The organism is Curtobacterium luteum (genome assembly GCF_001475545.1).
GTDB lineage: Bacteria > Actinomycetota > Actinomycetes > Actinomycetales > Microbacteriaceae > Curtobacterium > Curtobacterium luteum_A.
This window is the reverse complement of the sequence record NZ_LDQC01000053.1, coordinates 1-18,524: the sequence shown is the minus strand read 5'-3', so window position 1 is coordinate 18,524 and position 18,524 is coordinate 1. Positions and strand designations below refer to the sequence as shown.

The window sequence follows — 18,524 nt, the reverse complement described above, 5'->3', positions numbered from 1 at the left end:
GCCCCGCTCCGCTTCAGCGCAATCGAGCGACGGAGCGACGGCGCGACGGCGCCCGTCGCGTTCGCAGAACCGAAGTCCTCCGGCACCACGATTGCGCGTGGTGCCGTCGGTCTTCGGTTGTGCGGCGGCCACCCACACCGGGTCAGGTGCGCGGCAGCGCCTCCAGGTTCAGGGACCACAGCGCGACGCCGTGCAGGTGCATCGTCGTCGCGAGAGCCACGCGGGCACGGTACGACCGTGCGTCCGACCAGTGCAGGCGGGTACCGTCACGCAGCTCCGCGGACCACTCGCCGTCGCGGGCGGACCAGGACGCTGCCTTCCCGGCGAGCCCCGCGGCCCGAGCAGGCGACACCTGCTCGCCGTCGTGCTCCCCGCCCCACACGTACCCGTACCCGGCGACGCCGAGGTCGATCCGGCTCCGCGGGACCCCCTCGACCTCGGCTGCGCGGACGACCCGCTTCGTCCAGGGCAGGGACCCGATGGCCCCCGCGCCGCTCCAGGGTCCGTGCTGGTCGTACGTCATGAGCACGACGCGGTCCACGTGCCGTACGAGTCGGCGCAGGTCGTACCCGGTGTCGCGGTACCCGTCGGCACTCGTCGACGCCATGACCGCGATCGAGACCTGTGCGCCGCGACCGATGCGGTGGTGCACGGCGGAGGACAGTGCTCCGGCGAACGCCACGAGCCCCGCGCGATCGCGTGCGCGGAGGGACTCGAGGTCGATCTGCACGCCCCGCATGCCGAGGCGGTGCGCGCGGCGGGCGAGGTCGTCGGCGACCGCGGCACGACGGTCCGCGTGGGACAGCAGCGCTGTGCCGATCTGCGGCGAGAAGTCGCCGAGGTCGGTCGAGAAGTTGCTCACCAGGAGCTCGGGCACCGAACCCGCACGGGTGGCGGCGCGGGCGAGGGCTGCGGTGCCCTCCGGGGGATCGAGCACGGTCGCACCGTCTTCGGCGAGGGCCACACCGTCGATGCCGATCGTGGTCGCGCGGGCACCGGCAGCGGTCACACGGGAGACGGCACCGGCTCCCGGCTCGACGTAGCCCTCGACGCCCAGACGACCGGCAGCAGCACTCGGGTCGGTCGAGCAGCCCGCGAGCAGCGACCCGGCCAGCAGGACCGCGACCACGGGGGCAGTTCGACGCGCCATGCGATCACCGTAGCCCGCGGGGCGGGGCCGACCCGCGCCTCCCGGCCGGAGGAGAACCGCTTCCTCAGACGCGCGAGCCCTCGAGGCGGTCGACCGACGCCGCCAGTTCCTCGAGTTCGGGAACCTCGCGCGCTTCGGCGAGCGCCTCCTCGAGCGCGACGGCGTGGAGCGGCGTCGCCTCGTCGAGGAGCACCTGGCCGGCACGGGTGAGCTCGGTGTAGAGGCCGCGTCGGTCGTCGGCGCAGAGCACGCGGGTCAGGAGCGCACGGTCCTCGAGTCGGTTCACGAGTCGCGTCGTCGCGCTCGGGCTCAGGGCGGCGGCGCGGGCGAGCTGCTGCATCCGCATGTGGAAGCCGTCCTGTCGCCGGAGAGCATCGAGGACCGTGTACTCGACGACGGACAGGTCGACGGCCCGGAGTGCTCGCTCGAGACGCGTCTCGATGAGGCCGTGCAGCGCCGCGAGGGTCCGCCAGCCGTGCGCGCGGACAGCGGTGGACGTGTCGTCGACACTCATCGGGACCTCCGGGCACACGTGTTTGCTTGCGCGGATATCCAGCGTGTGCAACTATCGATACCCCGCGTCTGCAACAACCAGCGTACGCGGGACACGCTTGCTGCACAACGGAAGGACCACCATGCCCGCGGGACTCATCGCCCTCGCCCTCGGCGGGTTCGGGATCGGACTCACGGAGTTCGTCATCACCGGACTGCTCCCCGAGGTCGCCGCCGACTACGGCGTGACCGAGACCACCGCCGGGTGGCTCGTCACCGGGTACGCACTCGCGGTGATCGTCGGGGCGCTCGGCCTCACCGCCGCCACCACGCGCCTCCCCCGCAAGCAGGTGCTCCTCGGGTTGCTCCTGCTCTTCGTCATCGGGAACACGCTGTCCGCCGCCGCGCCGACGTACGGCGTGATGATGGTCGGTCGGGTGGTCGCCGCGCTCTGCCACGGCGCGTTCTTCGGCATCGGCTCCGTCGTCGCGTCGAACATGGTCACCCGGGAGCGCCGCGCGTCCGCCGTCGCGCTCATGTTCACCGGCCTCACCGCGTCGAACGTCCTCGGCGTGCCCTTCGGGACCTTCCTCGGGCAGGCACTCGGCTGGCGGGCCACCTTCTGGACGATCGCCGGCATCGGGGTCGTCGCGCTCGTCGGGGTCCTCGTCCTCGTGCCGGCCGTCCAGCAGACCGAGCAGCCCTCGCTCGTCCGCGAGCTCGGAGCCTTCCGGTCCGGCCAGGTCTGGCTGTCGCTCGGCATCACGGTCCTCGGCTACGGCGGGATGTTCGGCGCATTCACCTACATCGCCTACACACTGACGTCGGTCAGCGGCTTCGCGTCGTCGACGGTCCCGTGGCTGCTCGTGGTGTTCGGCGTCGGGCTCTTCGTCGGGAACTTCGTCGGCGGGAAGCTCGCCGCGCGCTCGATCGACGGCACGCTCCTCGTCGTCCTGTCCGCGCTGACGGTCGTGCTCGCGGTGTTCGCCCTCGTCGCGACCTCGCCCGCGCTGACCGTCGTGTCCCTCGTGCTCATGGGGGCGTTCGGGTTCGCCACCGTGCCGGCCCTGCAGACGCGGGTCATGCACCACGCGGACCACGCGCCGACCCTGGCGAGCGGGGCGAACATCGCGGCGTTCAACCTCGGGAACGCACTCGGAGCATGGATCGGCGGTCTGACGATCGCTGCCGGGCTGGGCTACACGTCGCCGATCTGGGCCGGCGCGGGCATCACGGTGGTGTCCGTCGCGCTCACCCTGGTCGCGGTCACGGCGGGCCGTCACTCGCGCCGCCGAGCTCTGGCGAGCACGACGGGCTCGGTCGCGACGGCGTAGCGGCGCGGCGGGAGGCGGGCGCCGGGAGCCGGGAGCCGGGCACCCGGCGTCGGGCTTCGGGCGTCGAACCGCGAAAGCGACATCGAACCGACATGCGGCGGTGGTTCGATGTCGCTTTCGCGGTGCGAAGCCACGAAGCACCTCCACGCGTCGCACGGGCTGACGCACGGCGGCAACGCGCGGCCGCGGCCCGGGAACCACGAGAGCCCCGGTCCGACGGACCGGGGCTCTCGTTGTGTGCGGAGACGGAGGGATTTGAACCCTCGGTCCCCTCAAAGGGGACTCCACCTTAGCAGGGTGGTGCACTCGGCCTGACTATGCGACGTCTCCAAGCGCCCTCGCGAGCGCTGCTCCCACCATACAGGAGGTCGAGCCTGCTCTCGACCCGGACCACGACGGCCGCGCGCGCCGCGACCGAGAGTCGGTCCCCTGAAGTGGGGACACGAAGGGGTTGTCGGGACGTACCCCGGTGCATAGCATCATCGAGACGCGGCGATCACGTTCCGGAGTTCTGCTCCGTAGTCGCGACACAGCACCCGACGTCGCTCCCCCCGGCTCCTGGATCCGCGCGCCCGATAGCGATGCGTCCGCCGGAGGGAGCGACTCGACGGGGGCGCGGCCCCGTGCCGCGTCCCCGTTCAGGTCGCCCACGCGCTCCTCGGCAACAACAGGCTCAGGCCGACAGCGCCACCCCGAACCGCTCGGGCATCCCGATCAGCGCGTCCGCGAGCTCGACCAGGGCATCCGTGCACGCCGCGACGGCATCGCGCTCCGCCGCCGACCGTGCTCGCTCGAGGAGCTCCACCCGGTACCGGCGGTCCACAGCGGCGTCGATGCCGTTCGCCAGGCAGACGTCGTCCGTGAAGAAGACGTCGAGCACCGCGAGCTGCGACTCGAGCCAGTCCGCGCTCACGCACGCCCCCGACCGTCGGAGCACCCACGCCCCCAGCTCCACGAAGCACCCGGCCTCGGTCCGGCACTCCGCGATGAGCCGACGGTCGAACCGGTCGGAGACACCCACGCTTCCGCCGAGGGGATCGACGAGCAAGGACCGCGCGATCCGCAGTCGTTCACACATCTGCCCCACCGTCCAGTGCGCGATGACGACACCCACGTACCGCTGCACCGACACCAGCCGCAGCGCTTCGAGCGGCGCGAGGGCCTCACGCACCGGTGTCCGTGAGACCTGCAGGTCATCCGCGATCTGCTCGAGTCGCAGCCGTTCACCCCGCCGGTACACCCCCAGCAGGACGTTCTCGAGCAGGATCGTGAACGCTGCGTCCCGGAGCAGACTGCGGCGCACGGTGAGGTCGTCCGGCTTCCGGATGCGTCGGCGGTCAGGTCTGCGTTCCACACTGCCAGGGTCACGCACGACGGCCACCGCCCGGTCGGGGACGGCGGCCGTCGTGGATCGTCAGCGCGTCGGTCGTGTTGTGGAGGAGTGCCATGCCCAGGAGCGTGACACGGGCGCCACGTGCACGCTAAACACTCTGCATCCAGAATTCCACTACCGCTTCGCGGGCTCCTCCTGCCCGGTGAGGACGGACAGCGGCTGCGTGATGTCCTCGAGCCCCTTCCGCGCCGAGTCCACGCCGAAGACCAGCGCGATCACACCTCCGGCGATCATCACCGCCGAGCCGAGCAGGTAGCCCCAGAACAGCGGTTCCCGCGAGGAACCGTCGCCGATGAACGCACCGTAGATCGCAGGTGCGATCGCGCCGAAGATCTGCGCGAGGGCGAAGAAGTACGAGATCGCCTGGGACCGCAGTTCGAGCGGGAAGATCTCCGACACCGTCAGGTAGGCACTCGACGCCCCGGCCGAGGCGAAGAAGAACGAGACGCACCAGAAGGTGACCTGCACGCCCGCACTGATCGCGTCGGCTTGGAAGAGGAACGCCGAGGTCGCGAGCACGAGACCCGACACGAGGTACGTCAGGAAGATCATCTGCCGCCGACCCCAGGTGTCGAAGAACCGCCCGAGGATGAGCGGCCCGAGCAGGTTGCCGATCGCGAACGGGAAGAAGTACACCGACGTCTGCGCGGTCTTCAGCCCGAAGAAGTTCGTGAGCACGAGCGCGTAGGTGAAGAAGATCGCGTTGTAGAGGAACGCCTGTGTGATCATCATCGTGGCGCCGACGAGCGTCCGCTTCGGGTACTGCTTGAACAGCACCTGCACGATGGTCCGGAACCGGACGTTGTCGAGCGGCGTGACCGTCAGGGCCTTCGACGGGTCGACGTCGGGGAGCTTCTGGCCGGTGGAGCGTTCGACGGACGCCTCGATCTCGGAGACCGTCCGCTCGGCCTCCTCCTCCTTGCCGTGCGTCATCATCCAGCGGGGGCTCTCCGGGATGTGCCGTCGCAGGAAGATGATCGCGATGCCGAGCACCGGGCCGAGGAAGAAGCCGATGCGCCAGCCGATGTTCTCGGCGAAGTGGGACGTGTCGAGCAGGTAGATGTTCGCGAACGCACCGAGCGCCGCACCACCCCAGTAGGTGCCGTTGATGGCGATGTCGACGTGCCCGCGGTACTTCGACGGGATGAGCTCGTCGATCGCCGAGTTGATCGCGGCGTACTCGCCGCCGATGCCGAGGCCCGCGACGAAGCGGAACACCGCGAGGAACCAGAAGTCCTGTGCGAGACCGGCGATGCCCGACCCGACCAGGTAGATCGCCAGCGTCAGGATGAAGAGCTTCCGTCGGCCGAGTCGGTCGGACAGCCGGCCGAAGACCACCGCCCCGATCACCTGCCCGAACAGGTAGATCGTCCCGAGCAGGGTGACCTGCTGCGTCGACAGGCCCAGGTCGGCCTGGAACCCCGCGTTCGAGACGATCTGGATCTCGAGGCCGTCGAGGACCCACGAGACACCGAGGCCGACGACGACGCTCCAGTGGAACCGCGTCCACGGCAGCCGGTCCATCCGGGCCGGTACAAGACTCTTGACTGTGCTGCTCACGGATGGAGAACGTACGCCGGGAACGCGCAGGTGGTTCGCAGGTCCGGCAGGGCGCCACGAGGCCGCCTGGTCCGCGCGGATCCGGCGCGGAGCCGGATCCCCTCCTCGGTGCGGCGGCGACCGCTGACGGCCTGGAGGTGCGTGGCGGCGCCGCCACGCGCCTCCAGTCCGCTCGCTGGTCACCCCGAGACCGCGGGTGTTGCGTGTCGGAGGCGAGGCGTAACGTCGGCGACGTGACCCGACCTGACATCCGTACGGTCGGCGAGCTCCGCGCTTCTGGTCACGTCCAGAAGTCGGTCCGCGCCGAGATCCGCGACAACCTCCTCCAGGCCCTCCGTGAGGGCCGCGACCCGTGGCCCGGCCTGCACGGCTTCGAGACCACCGTGATCCCGCAGCTCGAACGCGCCCTCATCGCCGGACACGACGTCGTCCTGCTCGGTGAACGCGGCCAGGGCAAGACCCGGCTGCTCCGCACGCTGCAGGGCCTGCTCGACGAGTGGACGCCGGTGATCGCCGGCTCCGAGCTCGGCGAGCACCCCTTCGAGCCGATCACGACCGCCAGCACCCAGCGGGCTGCCGACCTCGGCGACGCGATGCCGATCGAGTGGCGGCACCGCGACGACCGCTACGTCGAGAAGCTCGCAACACCCGACACGAGCGTCGCGGACCTCATCGGCGACGTCGACCCGATGAAGGTCGCGGAGGGCCGGAGCCTCGGTGACCCCGAGACGATCCACTTCGGTCTCGTCCCCCGCGGCCACCGGGGCATCGTGGCGATCAACGAGCTGCCCGACCTCGCCGAGCGCATCCAGGTCGCGATGCTCAACGTCATGGAGGAACGCGACGTCCAGATCCGCGGCTACGTGCTGCGGCTGCCGCTCGACGTGCTCGTCGTGGCGAGCGCCAACCCCGAGGACTACACCAACCGCGGCCGGATCATCACCCCGCTGAAGGACCGCTTCGGCGCCGAGATCCGCACGCACTACCCGATCGAGCTCGCCGACGAGATCGCCGTCATCAAGCAGGAGGCCGCGCTCTCCGCGGACGTGCCGGACGCCCTCATCGAGATCCTCGCCCGGTTCACCCGCGCGCTCCGGCAGTCGAGCGCCGTCGACCAACGCAGCGGTGTCAGCGCCCGCTTCTCGATCGCCGGCGCCGAGACGGTCTCCGCGGCCGCGGTGCACCGGGCCGCTCGCCAGGGCGAGGAACACGCCGTCGCGCGGCCGATCGACCTCGAGACCGCCGTGGACGTCCTCGGCGGCAAGATCGAGTTCGAGAACGGCGAAGAGGACCGCGCCGACGAGGTGCTCGAGCACCTGCTGCGCACCGCCACGGCCGAGACCGTCCGCGAGCGCTTCCGCGGCATCGACTTCGGCGTCCTGGTCGAGGCCCTCGACGGCGGCACGATGGTGACGACCGGAGAGCAGGTGAGCGCCCGGGCCTTCCTCGAGGGACTGCCCTCGATCGGTGAGTCCGACGTGTACGACCAGGTGTGCGAACGCCTCGGGGCGAACGACGACGGCGAACGGGCCGGAGCGATCGAACTCGCGCTCGAGGGGCTGTTCCTCGCCCGGAAGATCAGCAAGGAGTCGGGAGGGGGCGAGGCCGTCTATGGCTAGCCGCCAGAACCGACGCCTCACCCGAGACGCCCGGTACGGCAAGTACGACGGCGGTCCGGACCCGCTCGCCCCGCCCGTCGACCTGTCCGAGGCGCTCGACGCCATCGGCGAGGACGTCATGGGCGGCACCTCGCCCGAGCGCGCGCTCCGGGAGTTCCTGCGCCGCGGCGGTCGGACGCAGCGGGGGCTCGACGACCTCATGCGTCGCGTGGCCGAACGTCGCCGCGAGCTGACGAGCCGCAACAACCTCGACGGCACGTTGCAGCAGGTCAAGCAGCTCCTGGACGACGCCGTCCTCGCGGAGCGCGGGGAGCTCGCGCGGAACGTCGACATCGACGACGGTGACCGTGCCCTCGCCGAGATGCAGCTCGACAGCCTCCCGCCTTCCCCGGCCGCAGCGGTGCAGGAACTCGGCGGCTACGACTGGAAGAGTCCGACGGCCCGGCAGAAGTACGAGGAGATCAAGGACCTCCTCGGGCGCGAGGTCCTCGACCAGCGCTTCGCCGGCATGAAGCAGGCGCTCGAGAACGCCACGGACGACGACCGTGCTGCCGTCTCCGAGATGATGCGCGACCTCAACGAACTGCTCGAGTCGCACCGCGCCGGGACGGACACCCAGGAGCAGTTCGACGACTTCATGGCGAAGCACGGGCAGTACTTCCCGTCGAACCCGAAGGACGTGGACGAGCTCCTCGACGACCTGGCCGCCCGGGCCGCGGCCGCCCAGCGCATGCGGAACTCGATGACCCAGGAGCAGCGGGACGAGCTCGACGCGCTCGCGCAGCAGGCGTTCGGCTCGCCCGAGCTGATGGGCCAGCTCGGGCAGCTCGACAGCAACCTCCGGGCCCTCCGTCCGGGTGAGGACTGGGGTGGGTCCGAGCGGATGGACGGCGACCAGGGGCTCGGCCTCGGCGACGGCACCGGTGTCTTCCAGGACATCGCCGACCTCGACTCGCTCGCCGAGCAGCTCGCGCAGACCGGCCCCGGGTCGGACCTCGACGACCTCGACCTCGACGCCCTGTCCCGGCAGCTCGGTGACGACGCCGCGGTCGACGCCCGGACCCTGCAGCAGCTCGAGAAGGCGCTGCGGAACTCGGGCACCGTCCGCCGCGGATCGGACGGGCAACTCCAGTTGACGCCCAAGGCCATGCGGCAGCTCGGGAAGAGCCTCCTCAAGGACGTCGCCGAGCGGATGTCCGGTCGGCAGGGCGCACGCGACCTCCGCCGCTCCGGCGCGTCAGGTGAACCGTCCGGGGCGACCCGCCCGTGGGAGTACGGCGACACCGAGCCGTGGGACGTCACGCGCTCGATCACGAACGCCCTCACCCGCACCGCCGCCGAGGGCCGGACCGGTCCCGGGGTGCGGCTCACGATCGACGACGTCGAGGTGCAGGAGACCGAGGCGCGGACGCAGGCCTGCGTGGCGTTGCTCGTCGACACCTCGTTCTCGATGGCGATGGAGGACCGTTGGGTCCCGATGAAGCGCACCGCCCTCGCGCTGCACACCCTCGTGTCCACCCGGTTCCGCGGGGACGACCTGCAGATGATCGCGTTCGGCCGCGAGGCCGAGGTGATGGACATCGAGCAGCTGGTCGGCCTCGACGCGATGTGGGACAAGGGCACCAACCTCCACCACGCGCTGCTCCTCGCGAACCGGCACTTCCGGAAGCACCCGACGGCCCAGCCGGTGCTGCTCATCGTCACCGACGGCGAACCGACCTCACACCTCGAACCGAACGGGCAGGTGTGGTTCAACTACCCGCCCGACCCGATAACGATCGCGCTGTCGGTCCGCGAGCTCGAGAACGCCGGACGGCTCGGCGCCCAGACCACGTTCTTCCGGCTCGGCGACGACCCGGGTCTCGCACGGTTCATCGATGCGATGGCGAAGCGGGTGGACGGCACGGTCGTGGCGCCGGAGAACGACGACCTCGGGGTCGCCGTGGTCGGCTCCTACCTCGGTTCGCGACGCGGCGGCGGCGCGTTCGGTGGGGCGTCCGGCGGCGGACTCTTCGGCGGCTACGGCCGCGACGACTGGCGGTTCTGAGGCCAGCCGGCCAGCGGCCCGGAGGCGCGGCACGGGCCCGCCCCGCCCCTCCGGTCCGTCGCGCGGTCGCCGCGGCAGGACGCGACGGAGCGAGCTGACGCGGTCAGAACAGGGGCCAGGGCACGGCCGGACCGTGGCCGGGCGGCGGTGGGAAGATGCCGACGGCGCGGAGCGCCGCGCACCGTGCCGCGATCGTGTCGATCTCCTGCCCGGTGAGGTGTTCCCGCAGCGCGCTGCCGAGGTCGCCCCTCAGCGCGCCGGTGACCCGGTCGATGCCCTCGAGTTCGTCCGGGGTCAGGGGCTCGCCGATCCAGCCCCACAGCACCGTGCGGAGCTTGTGCTCGACGTGGAAGGTCAGGCCGTGGTCGACGCCGTACCGGTGGCCGTCCGGCATCGCGAGCACGTGTCCGCCCTTCCGGTCGGCGTTGTTCACGACGACGTCGAACACCGCCATGCGGCGGAGCTGCTCGGAGTCCTCGTGCACGAGCGTCACGGGCTGCTCGTGCTCGTCGATCGCTTCGAGGACCGGCAGCCACGGGGAGTCCGGCGCCTCGGCGACGTCGGGTGCGACGATGTCGACCGCGTCCTGCTCCGGGTCGACCTCCTGCCAGCGCTGGAGCATGCCGGGGCCGAAGGGCCCGTCGCCGAGCCAGGTCGGTGGGACGACGCTCCAGCCGAACGCCTCCGAGACGAGGTACGCCGCGACCTCACGCCCGGCGAGCGTGCCGTCCGGGAAGTCCCACAGGGGCCGTTCGCCCTCGATCGGCTTGTAGACCACGGCCTCGCCGTCGAGGTCGGCGAGGAACGTCGCGTTGGACGCCTCGCGGATCCGCGCCCGGATCGAGACCTCGCTCATGCCACCCCGGGCGGACGTCCGGCGGCGACGACCTCGCGGGTTCGCTCGACGAACGCGCGGGCGGTGCCGACCGGGATCTTCACCTGGAACAGCTCAGCGGGTTCGGGGATCTCGACGACCGCCTCGACCTCGCCGTCCTCGCCGGTCTCCTCGGCGACGATCTCGACCTCGTCGTCGATCGGGTACGCCTCGATGACGACCTGGGCGGTGGCCGGGTCGAAGCCGAGGCTGAGGGCGCCCGCACGGAACTCCGGCTCGACGGGCTGGTCGAGCGGGTCGCCGTCGAAGAGCTCCTTCGGCGCGGTGTCCGGGACGCTGAACCGGTTGTCGTCGACCGTCGCGACCTCGTCGAGGAGCTCGTCGACCTTCTCGGCGAGCACCGCCGACTGCTCCTTCTCGAGGGCGACGCTCGTGACGCGCTTGCCGTCCCGCGCCTGCAGGTAGAACGCGCGCTCGCCGGGGCGCCCGATCGTGCCGACGACGATGCGGTCCGGCCAGTCGAAGCCGTGGACGATGGTGGGCATACCTGGATTGTAGGAGCGTCGTGCTCCGCTCGTTCAGGGAGCGACGGTCCCCGGATGCCCGTCCGACGCACCGGCCACGGAGTCGTGTCCCGCACCCCCTCCGACGGCCGCGTCACCGCTCGGCGCCGGGGCTGCCGCGAGCCAGGACAGGTCGCCCGACTCGGTGTTCGTCGCGACGACCTCGGGCCGGTGCTCCCCGTAGCGGACGATCGACACCGAGGCGGGGCCGACGGCGATCCGCTGGAAGAGGTCGAGGTGCATCCCGAACGCATCGGCGAGCACGGACTTCACGATGTCGCCGTGACTCACCGCGACCCAGACCGCGGCGGGCCCGTGCTGCCGCTCGACCTCGGCGTCGAGACGCCGGACGGCCGTGACCGCACGCGACTGCATCGTCGGCATGGACTCGCCGCCGGGGAACACGACCGCGCTCGGGTTCGCCTGGACGGTGCGCCACAGCGGCTCCTTCGCGAGGTCGGCGAGCTTCCGGCCCTGCCACTCGCCGTAGTCGGCCTCGGTGATCGCCCGTTCGACGACGGTCTCGGGGACGTCGCCGTGCGCGGCGCGCTGGGCGTCGGCGATCGCACGGGCCGTCTGACGGCAGCGCTCGAGGGGACTCGTGACGAGGGCGGCGAGCGGGACCGCGGCGATGCGCTCCCCGGTGCGCTGGGCCTGGCGCCGGCCGACGTCGTCGAGTCGGACCCCGGCCGTGCGTCCGGCGAGCAGGCCGGTCGCGTTCGCGGTGGTGCGTCCGTGCCGGACGAGGAGGACGGTCGCCATGCCCCGATCCTAGGCCGCGTGCACCGCTGCGCCGGCGGTCTCCTGGACCAGCTGCCCGTCGACGACCGTCACCGATCGGTCGAGCGCCGCACGGTGGACGAGGTCGTGCGTGACGAGGAGGGTCGCGGTGCCCCGGTCGTGTGTGAGCCGGGCGATCAGGTCCATCACCGCGCCGCCGCGCTCCTGGTCGAGGGCGCTCGTCGGTTCGTCCACGAGCAGGACGTCGGGGTCGTGCACGAGCGCCCGGGCGATCGCGACGCGCTGCCGTTGGCCGCCCGACAGCTGCGCCGGACGCTTGCCGGCGTGCTCCGACAGCCCGACGGCGTCGAGCAGTCCCGCGACGCGGGCGCGGTCGACCCGGTGACGCCCCTTGCCGAGGTGCCCCATGACGAGCAGCTGCTCGGCGGCGGTGAGCGAGGGCAGGAGGTTCGACTGCTGGAACACGATGCCGATCCGCTCCCGTCGGAGTTCGGCGGCCTCGCGGCGGGACAGCCGGGCAGCGTCGACCTCCGCGCCGTCGGCTCCGCTGATGAGCACCCGACCGGAGTCCGGCCGGATGAGCGTCGCGGCGACCGCGAGGAGCGAGGACTTCCCGGAGCCGGAGGGCCCGGTGATGCCGGTGACCACGCCGGGCGCCGCGGTGAGCGACACGTGGTCGACGGCGGTGACGCGGCGGTCGCCGTCGGGGAAGGTCAGGGTGACGTCGTCGAGGGTGATCATCGGTTGCTCCCGAGTGCGGTGAGGGGGTCGGCTGCGGTGACGGTGCGGAGGGCGACGGCGGCGCCCGCGAGACCGAGGAGGGCCATCACCACCCCGGGGACGAGGGTGGTGAGTGGGCTGAGGAGGAAGGGCAGGGCTCCCCCGGCGAGCGTCCCGAGCCCCACGACCGCAGCGGTACCGACCCCGATGCCGACGACGAGCACGACGAGGGCCTGGCCGAGGGCATCGCGGACGAGCGACGGCGTGCTCGCGCCGAGGGCCTTGAGCACGGCGACGTCACCGGAGCGCTGCATCGTCCACACCGTGAAGAACGCACCCACGACGAGTGCGGAGACCCCGAACAGCATCGCGATCATGAGACCGAGGGACCCGACCTCGGACCTGAAGGTCTCGAGCGCGGTCAGCGAGCTCAGCGGTGTCGCGGCCGAGGTGTGGGTGCGCTCCGCGACGGACGCCCAGTCGGGGTCACCGCTGACGGCGAGCACGGTCGGGTCGCCGTCACCGCCGAGGCGCTGGTCGGCCGTGGACCACGCCTCGGGTGTCATGGCGACGACCGGGGTGTGGCTGTACCAGGCATCGCCGCCCACTGTCGCGACCTCGAACGTCGTCCCCGCGATGGTGAGGTGGTCACCGGCTCGGACGCCGAGGTCGTGCGCGGCGCCGGCCGAGAGTCCGACCTCGTCCGCCGATCGTGGTGCGAGGGCAGCGACGCCGTCGGACCCCGTCGAGGCCGGCAGCCCGAACAGCGCGACGCCCACGGCGGCACCGTCCGCGTCTGCGGCGGAACCAGCCGCGCCGGCAGCGGACCCGGCCGCCCCGGTGCCGGACGCGTCCGTCCCGTCGGCCGCGGCGCGCACGGCACGACCCTGGACGATGCCCACCGGCACCACCTCGTCGACACCGGCCGACGCTCGCCAGCCGGCCAGTGCCTCCCGGCCGATCCGCGAGTCCGCGAACGACGGCTGCCCGTCGGACGGTTGCTGGAGGACGAGCCGGTCGCCCGGCAGGGCCAACACGGCGGAGACATTCTGCGCCGCGAGGCCGCCCGTGAGTCCGGCGAGGAACCCGACGAGCACGGTGATGAGTGCCACGACGGAGCCGATGAGCACGAAGCGTCCACGGGCGAACCGGAGATCGCGCCAGGCGACGAACACGGTGGTCCTTCCTGCGGCCACGGACCCTCCACGACCACGGGGTCCAGCCTCGTCACGCCGGCGATGGCGGGCATCGGCGGTCGAGACGGTCCTGCGCTCCGACTTTCGGTTGATCCACGTGCGCGGCGGCGACCGTACGCTGACGGGGACATGGCCCACAGCACGCTCACCCCGGTCTTCGTCGGTCTCCGCACCGGCCTGCACGTGCTGTCCGCCGCGCTGCTCGCGCTCGTCGTCGTGCGGATCGTGGTCGTCGGCGGGCCGTGGGCGCTGCCGTCGCTCGTGCTCGCGGCGGGGTTCGGCGCGGTGTACCTGCTCGGCGCTCGGGTCGCTCGGATCGCCGAGGGCCGACGGTCGCGCACCGGAGCGCTCTGGCTGCTCGCGCTGACGGTGCTGTGGACGGCGCTCCTCGTCTTCGTGCCGGAGGCCGCCTACCTCGTCTTCCCGCTGTTCTTCCTGTACCTGCACGTCCTCCCCCGCATCGTCGGGCCGGTCGCCGTCCTCGTCGCCACGGCCGTCGCGATCGTCGCGATCGGCCTCCACGGCGGCTTCACCGTCGGCGGCGTGGTCGGCCCGGTCGTGGGCGCCGGCGTCGCCCTGCTCATCGGGCTCGGGTACCGCGCCCTCGCCCGCGAGGCAGCGGAGCGCGAGCAGCTCGTCGCCGAACTGCTCGCCACCCGCGACCGGCTCGCCGCGACCGAACGGGAGCAGGGCGTGCTCGCCGAACGGGCGCGGCTCGCGCGGGAGATCCACGACACCGTGGCGCAGGGCCTGTCGAGCATCCAGATGCTGCTGCACGCCGCCGAACGGGCCGACGGCGAGCGTCCGGGTACGGAGCACATCCGGCTCGCTCGGCGGACCGCAGCGGACGGGCTCGCGGACACCCGCCGGTTCATCCGCGAGCTCGCACCGCCCGCGCTCGAGGCCGGTCTGCCGGCGGCGCTCGGCCGGCTGGCCGAGACGCAGTGGTCGTCCGACGGGCTGACGGTCACGGTGGACGCCCCGGCGACCGTGACCCTCCCGATGGACGTGCAGACCGCGCTGCTCCGCATCGCGCAGGGTGCGGTCGCGAACGTGGTCCAGCACGCCGGGGCGTCGACGGTCCGGCTCGTGCTCACGGTGCACGGCCGGGAGGCACGGCTCACCATCACGGACGACGGTCGCGGCTTCGACGTGGTCACGGCCGACCACCGCGCGGGCTCGTCCGACTCGTTCGGCCTGCGCGCGATGGCGGACCGCGTCGCCCAGTTCGGCGGCCGCCTGGAGGTCGATTCCGCGCGGGGCGCCGGCACGACCGTCGTCGCGACCCTGGAGGTGCCGTGATCCACGTCGTGATCGCCGACGACCACCCCGTCGTGCGCGCCGGACTCCGGGCGCTGCTCGACGGCGAGGACGACATCACCGTCGTCGCCGAGGCAGCCACCCCGGACGGGGCCGTCGAGCTCGCCACGGAGCACGCGCCCGAGCTCGTGCTGATGGACCTGCAGTTCGGCGAGCAGACCACCGGTGCCGACGCCACCCGTCGGATCCGTGCGCTCGATGCCGCACCGTACGTGCTCGTGCTCACGAACTACGACACCGACGGCGACATCCTCGGCGCGGTCGAGGCCGGAGCGAGCGGCTACCTCCTGAAGGACGCGCCACCGGAGGACCTCGTCGCCGCCGTCCGGGCAGCGGTCTCCGGACAGAGCGCACTCGCACCCGCGATCGCCGGACGGTTGATGGCCCGGATGCGGGCACCGCAGGTGTCGCTGTCGGCCCGTGAGATCGAGGTCCTCGCGCTCGTCGCCGAGGGTGCGTCGAACGGCGAGGTCGCCTCGCGGTTGTTCATCTCCGACGCCACCGTGAAGTCGCACCTGGTGCACGTGTTCTCGAAGCTCGGGGTGTCCTCGCGCACGGCGGCGGTCAACGAGGCACGTCGACTCGGTGTCCTGCGGCGCGGCGCTTGACCCGGCCGCGCGGGCACGGTCTGATGGGGTGGTGAGGGCCCGACACCGTGCAGCCCTCTTCGCCACGTCGTCGCTGACCGGCTTCGGCATCGCGTCGTGGATCACCCGCACGCCTGCTGTCCGCGACGAGCTCGGGGCCAGCATCGAGACGATGGGCATCGTCCTGCTCGGGCTGTCGGTCGGGTCGATGATCGGCATCCTCGGCGCCGGCGCCCTCGTCCGGCGCACCGGCACCCGCCCCCTCGTCCTCGTCGGCGGCGCGCTGCCCGTGCTCGGGATGCTGCTCGTCGCGCTCCTCGCCCCCGCCCACGTCGCTGCGGGTGTCTGGGCAGGGCTGTTCTGCATCGGGTTCGGGGCCGGTGCCGCCGAGATCGGGCTGAACGTCGAGGCTGCCGCGGTGGAGCGGCAGCTCGGTCGGCCGGTCGTCCCGGTGCTGCACGCGTGCTTCAGCCTCGGCACGGTCGTCGGCGGAGCGGCGGGGATCGGCCTGACGGCGCTCCGGACTCCGGTCACCGCGCACCTGGTCGTCGCCACCGTGGTCATGGCCGGACTGGCCGCCTTCGCCGCGACGAACCTCCGGCCGGTGGCGCGCAGCGAGCCCGCCGAGGACGAGCCGTCGGCACGGCCCCGGCTGCGGTCCGTGCTCACCGTGCAGGTGCTCCTGATCGGGGTGGTCACGCTCGCGATGGCCTTCGCGGAGGGCGCCGCGTCCGACTGGCTTCCGCTCCTCATGACCTCGGGGCACGACGCGCCGGAGGTCGTCGGGTCCCTCGTGTTCACCGGCTTCGCGCTCGCGATGTTCGTCGGCCGCTCTGCCGGGACGCCGCTCGTCGCACGCTTCGGCCGAGCACCGGTCGTCCGGGGCTGTGCGGCGGTCGGCACCGTCGGGGTGCTGCTCGTCGTGACGGCCGCGTCCCCCGTCGTGACCGCGATCGGTGCTGCGGTGTGGGGACTCGGGATCGCGCTCGGGTTCCCGCTGGCGATCTCGGCCGCCGGGGACCACCCCACCGACGGCGACCGGCGCGTGTCCGTCGTCGCGACGGCCGGGTACGTGGCGTTCCTGGCGGGGCCGCCGCTCCTCGGCTTCCTCGGCGAGCACCTCGGGCTGCAGGCGGCGATGCTCGTGCCAGCGGCGCTGCTCGTCGTCACCGTCTGCATCGCCTCCGCCACCCGGACTGCGCGATCCGGACAACGTTCGGGCGTCGGGCGGTGAGACGCCAGGATGGAACGGTGCTCGTCTCCATCCTCTACATGAGCCGCGCTGACGTCCCCTTCGACGACGCCGACATGCAGGAGCTGCTCCGCGAAGCGCGCATCCGCAACACGGCGCTCGGGGTGTCCGGGCTGCTCGTCGCCAAGGACGGCCGGTTCATGCAGCTGCTCGAAGGCCCGGCGTGGAGCGTGGACGACCGGTTCGCGGCGATCTCCCGCGATGCCCGGCACGGAGACGTGAAGTCGCTGGTCCGCGAGGACATCGACCGTCGCCGCTTCGACGGCTGGGCGATGGCCTACCGCTCGCTGGAGGACGCGGACGTCGAGCAGCAGGAGGGGTTCAGCCCGTTCCTCACCGGCGACATGGACTTCCCGTCCGAGTTCGACCGGACGAGTTCGGCGTGGCTCCTGAAGTGGTTCCGCTCCCGCGAGCTCAACGACGCCTGAGCGGCCCGGACTCGATCGTCACCGCTCGAGAACCACCGCTCGAGTGTCATCGCTCGAGTGTCACCCACTCCTCGTCCCGCACGTAGCCGACGGCGGCGCCCGCGGTGATGATCGCAGGGTTGTCGTCCGAGCCCCCGGTCCGGAAGCGCACGACGTGCTCGTCGAGCAGCGCGAGGACCGACGCCGCCTTGAGGGCGGTCCCGACACCCCGACCGCGGTGGTCGCGAGCGACGACGGTGAAGGAGGTCTCCACCGTGTCGACGTCGACGTCGACGTCGACGTACGTGGTACCGACGAGGTCGCCCGAGGGCGTCCACGCGCCGAACCCACGCCGGGTCGGGGACAGCGCCGCCGAGGACCTGGTCAGCGCCTCGTGCTGTGTCGCCACACTGCCCGGGTAGTCGGTGACGGTCGCGGCGTCGAGCGCGAGGACCGCGGGGAGGTCGACGTCGCCGAGCTCCCCGACGACGATCGGGGCCACCCGCTCCACGAACCGCCGGAGCGCCGCACGGTCGGCACGGTCCGCGTCGAGCTGCGCCGCCCACGACCGCGCGGTGATCCGCCAGCCGGTCTCGATGAGCCCCGGGACGCGCTGGTCGTCCGCGCGCAGCACCGTCGTCTCCCCCACGCCGCGAGCCTAGCGACCGACGGGCTGCTCGCTGAAGGCCTCGGCGACGACGTCGAGCAACCGCTCCCGGTGCCGCGGGTCGGCGATGCCGTCGAGCACGAGCCGCCACATCGCGGCCACGGCTGGGAAGAGGTCCTGCCGACCGGTGCGGACGGCCGACACGAGCTGCACGCCCGTGAACATCGGCACGACGGTCGCGCCGAGCTGTTCGGCAGTGAGCTCGGTGCGGAGTTCCCCGGCGGCGATCGCGAGGCGGAACAGGTCACTGATCCCGCCGATCCACTGCTCGTAGAAGGCGGCGGTCGCGGCGCCGAACTCGCCGCGCTCCAGGGAGAGACGGATCCCCGCGCTCACCACGGGGTCGGTGAGCAGCATCTCCGCGATGCCCCGGGACGCCGCGACGAGCGCTTCCGTGGGCGAACTGTCGACGTGACTCACCACGTCGAACGTGCGCACGTTCTGCTCGTCGATCACGCCGAGTGCGAGCGACACCTTCGACGGGAAGTGGAAGTGCAGGGCGCCCTGGGACACGCCCGCCTCGCGCGCGACGGCGGCGATGGTCGTGGCGGCGTAGCCGACACGCTCGAATTCACGTGCGGCGGCCTCCAGGATCAGTGCGCGGCGTTCCACGCCACCAGTCTGACGGCCTGGAGGCACGG

General features: G+C 72.2%; 18 protein-coding genes and 1 tRNA gene. 7 read left to right on the top strand and 12 right to left on the bottom strand.

The features are described 5' to 3' along the window. Nucleotides 1-142 precede the first annotated feature (142 nt). A complete protein-coding gene (locus NS184_RS10040) occupies nt 143-1,150 on the bottom strand; it encodes a glycosyl hydrolase family 18 protein (protein WP_152998168.1) in 1,008 nt (335 codons plus the stop codon). Between the two features lie 64 nt (nt 1,151-1,214). Beyond that, entirely contained in the window at nt 1,215-1,664 is a 450-nt protein-coding gene (locus NS184_RS10035; RefSeq protein ID WP_058725978.1) for a MarR family winged helix-turn-helix transcriptional regulator, read from the bottom strand. Nucleotides 1,665-1,785: 121 nt separating this feature from the next. Here NS184_RS10035 and NS184_RS10030 point away from each other — a divergent pair, with 121 nt between their 5' ends. Then, nucleotides 1,786-2,976 (top strand): MFS transporter, encoded by a 1,191-nt coding sequence (locus tag NS184_RS10030; protein WP_058725977.1) that lies wholly within the window; start codon nt 1,786-1,788, stop codon nt 2,974-2,976. A gap of 240 nt (nt 2,977-3,216) precedes the next feature. Here NS184_RS10030 and NS184_RS10025 read toward each other — a convergent pair. The 3 genes from NS184_RS10025 to NS184_RS10015 all read right to left on the bottom strand — a co-directional run bounded on the left by NS184_RS10025 (nt 3,217) and on the right by NS184_RS10015 (nt 5,929). Further along, nucleotides 3,217-3,306: transfer RNA gene (locus tag NS184_RS10025), tRNA-Ser, on the bottom strand. A 343-nt stretch (nt 3,307-3,649) separates the two neighbouring features. Then, nucleotides 3,650-4,330, bottom strand: a complete 681-nt coding sequence (locus NS184_RS10020; RefSeq protein WP_058725976.1) for a GntR family transcriptional regulator — start codon at nt 4,328-4,330, stop codon at nt 3,650-3,652. 153 nt (nt 4,331-4,483) lie between these two features. Beyond that, on the bottom strand, nt 4,484-5,929 hold the full coding sequence (locus tag NS184_RS10015; RefSeq protein ID WP_345969009.1) for an MFS transporter: 1,446 nt from the start codon (nt 5,927-5,929) through the stop codon (nt 4,484-4,486). A gap of 233 nt (nt 5,930-6,162) precedes the next feature. On the opposite strand from NS184_RS10015, the gene NS184_RS10010 reads away from it, so the two are divergent. Together NS184_RS10010 and NS184_RS10005 are read left to right on the top strand one after the other, a co-directional pair. Then, nucleotides 6,163-7,548 carry an AAA family ATPase gene (locus tag NS184_RS10010; protein ID WP_152998167.1) on the top strand — a complete coding sequence of 462 codons (1,386 nt, stop codon included), beginning with the start codon at nt 6,163-6,165 and terminating at the stop codon, nt 7,546-7,548. Next, nucleotides 7,541-9,595 carry a vWA domain-containing protein gene (locus tag NS184_RS10005; RefSeq protein ID WP_058725973.1) on the top strand — a complete coding sequence of 685 codons (2,055 nt, stop codon included), beginning with the start codon at nt 7,541-7,543 and terminating at the stop codon, nt 9,593-9,595. The genes NS184_RS10010 and NS184_RS10005 overlap by 8 nt, the downstream gene beginning before the upstream one ends. 103 nt (nt 9,596-9,698) lie before the next feature. On the opposite strand, the gene NS184_RS10000 is transcribed toward NS184_RS10005, so the two are convergent. Genes NS184_RS10000 through NS184_RS09980 form a run of 5 tightly spaced genes read right to left on the bottom strand, consistent with a single transcriptional unit; the run spans nt 9,699 to nt 13,629 of the window. After that, nucleotides 9,699-10,451: an SCO1664 family protein gene (locus tag NS184_RS10000; RefSeq protein WP_058725972.1), complete on the bottom strand. Its 753-nt coding sequence runs from the start codon at nt 10,449-10,451 to the stop codon at nt 9,699-9,701. Then, a complete protein-coding gene (locus NS184_RS09995; RefSeq protein ID WP_058725971.1) occupies nt 10,448-10,975 on the bottom strand; it encodes a DUF3090 domain-containing protein in 528 nt (175 codons plus the stop codon). Before NS184_RS09995 ends, NS184_RS10000 begins: the two co-directional genes overlap by 4 nt. Nucleotides 10,976-11,008: 33 nt before the next feature. Continuing rightward, complete coding sequence (locus NS184_RS09990; protein ID WP_058725970.1) at nt 11,009-11,755, bottom strand: histidine phosphatase family protein; 747 nt, start codon at nt 11,753-11,755, stop codon at nt 11,009-11,011. Nucleotides 11,756-11,764: 9 nt separating this feature from the next. Next, a complete protein-coding gene (locus tag NS184_RS09985; protein ID WP_058725969.1) occupies nt 11,765-12,475 on the bottom strand; it encodes an ABC transporter ATP-binding protein in 711 nt (236 codons plus the stop codon). Continuing rightward, complete coding sequence (locus NS184_RS09980) at nt 12,472-13,629, bottom strand: FtsX-like permease family protein (RefSeq protein ID WP_058725968.1); 1,158 nt, start codon at nt 13,627-13,629, stop codon at nt 12,472-12,474. Before NS184_RS09980 ends, NS184_RS09985 begins: the two co-directional genes overlap by 4 nt. 150 nt (nt 13,630-13,779) lie before the next feature. Here NS184_RS09980 and NS184_RS09975 point away from each other — a divergent pair, with 150 nt between their 5' ends. From NS184_RS09975 to NS184_RS09960, 4 genes are read left to right on the top strand one after another with little or no spacing between them, the layout of a single operon-like run. Further along, complete coding sequence (locus tag NS184_RS09975; RefSeq protein ID WP_058725967.1) at nt 13,780-14,952, top strand: sensor histidine kinase; 1,173 nt, start codon at nt 13,780-13,782, stop codon at nt 14,950-14,952. After that, on the top strand, nt 14,949-15,578 hold the full coding sequence (locus NS184_RS09970) for a response regulator (protein ID WP_058725966.1): 630 nt from the start codon (nt 14,949-14,951) through the stop codon (nt 15,576-15,578). Before NS184_RS09975 ends, NS184_RS09970 begins: the two co-directional genes overlap by 4 nt. A gap of 31 nt (nt 15,579-15,609) precedes the next feature. Continuing rightward, complete coding sequence (locus tag NS184_RS09965; protein ID WP_242863020.1) at nt 15,610-16,791, top strand: MFS transporter; 1,182 nt, start codon at nt 15,610-15,612, stop codon at nt 16,789-16,791. A 17-nt stretch (nt 16,792-16,808) separates the two neighbouring features. Next, nucleotides 16,809-17,237, top strand: coding sequence for a BLUF domain-containing protein (locus NS184_RS09960; protein WP_058725964.1), 429 nt, complete (start codon nt 16,809-16,811; stop codon nt 17,235-17,237). Nucleotides 17,238-17,283: 46 nt separating this feature from the next. On the opposite strand, the gene NS184_RS09955 is transcribed toward NS184_RS09960, so the two are convergent. Together NS184_RS09955 and NS184_RS09950 are read right to left on the bottom strand one after the other, a co-directional pair. Then, complete coding sequence (locus NS184_RS09955; protein ID WP_058725963.1) at nt 17,284-17,865, bottom strand: GNAT family N-acetyltransferase; 582 nt, start codon at nt 17,863-17,865, stop codon at nt 17,284-17,286. Between the two features lie 9 nt (nt 17,866-17,874). Then, nucleotides 17,875-18,495, bottom strand: a complete 621-nt coding sequence (locus NS184_RS09950) for a ScbR family autoregulator-binding transcription factor (RefSeq protein WP_058725962.1) — start codon at nt 18,493-18,495, stop codon at nt 17,875-17,877. Nucleotides 18,496-18,524: the final 29 nt, after the last annotated feature.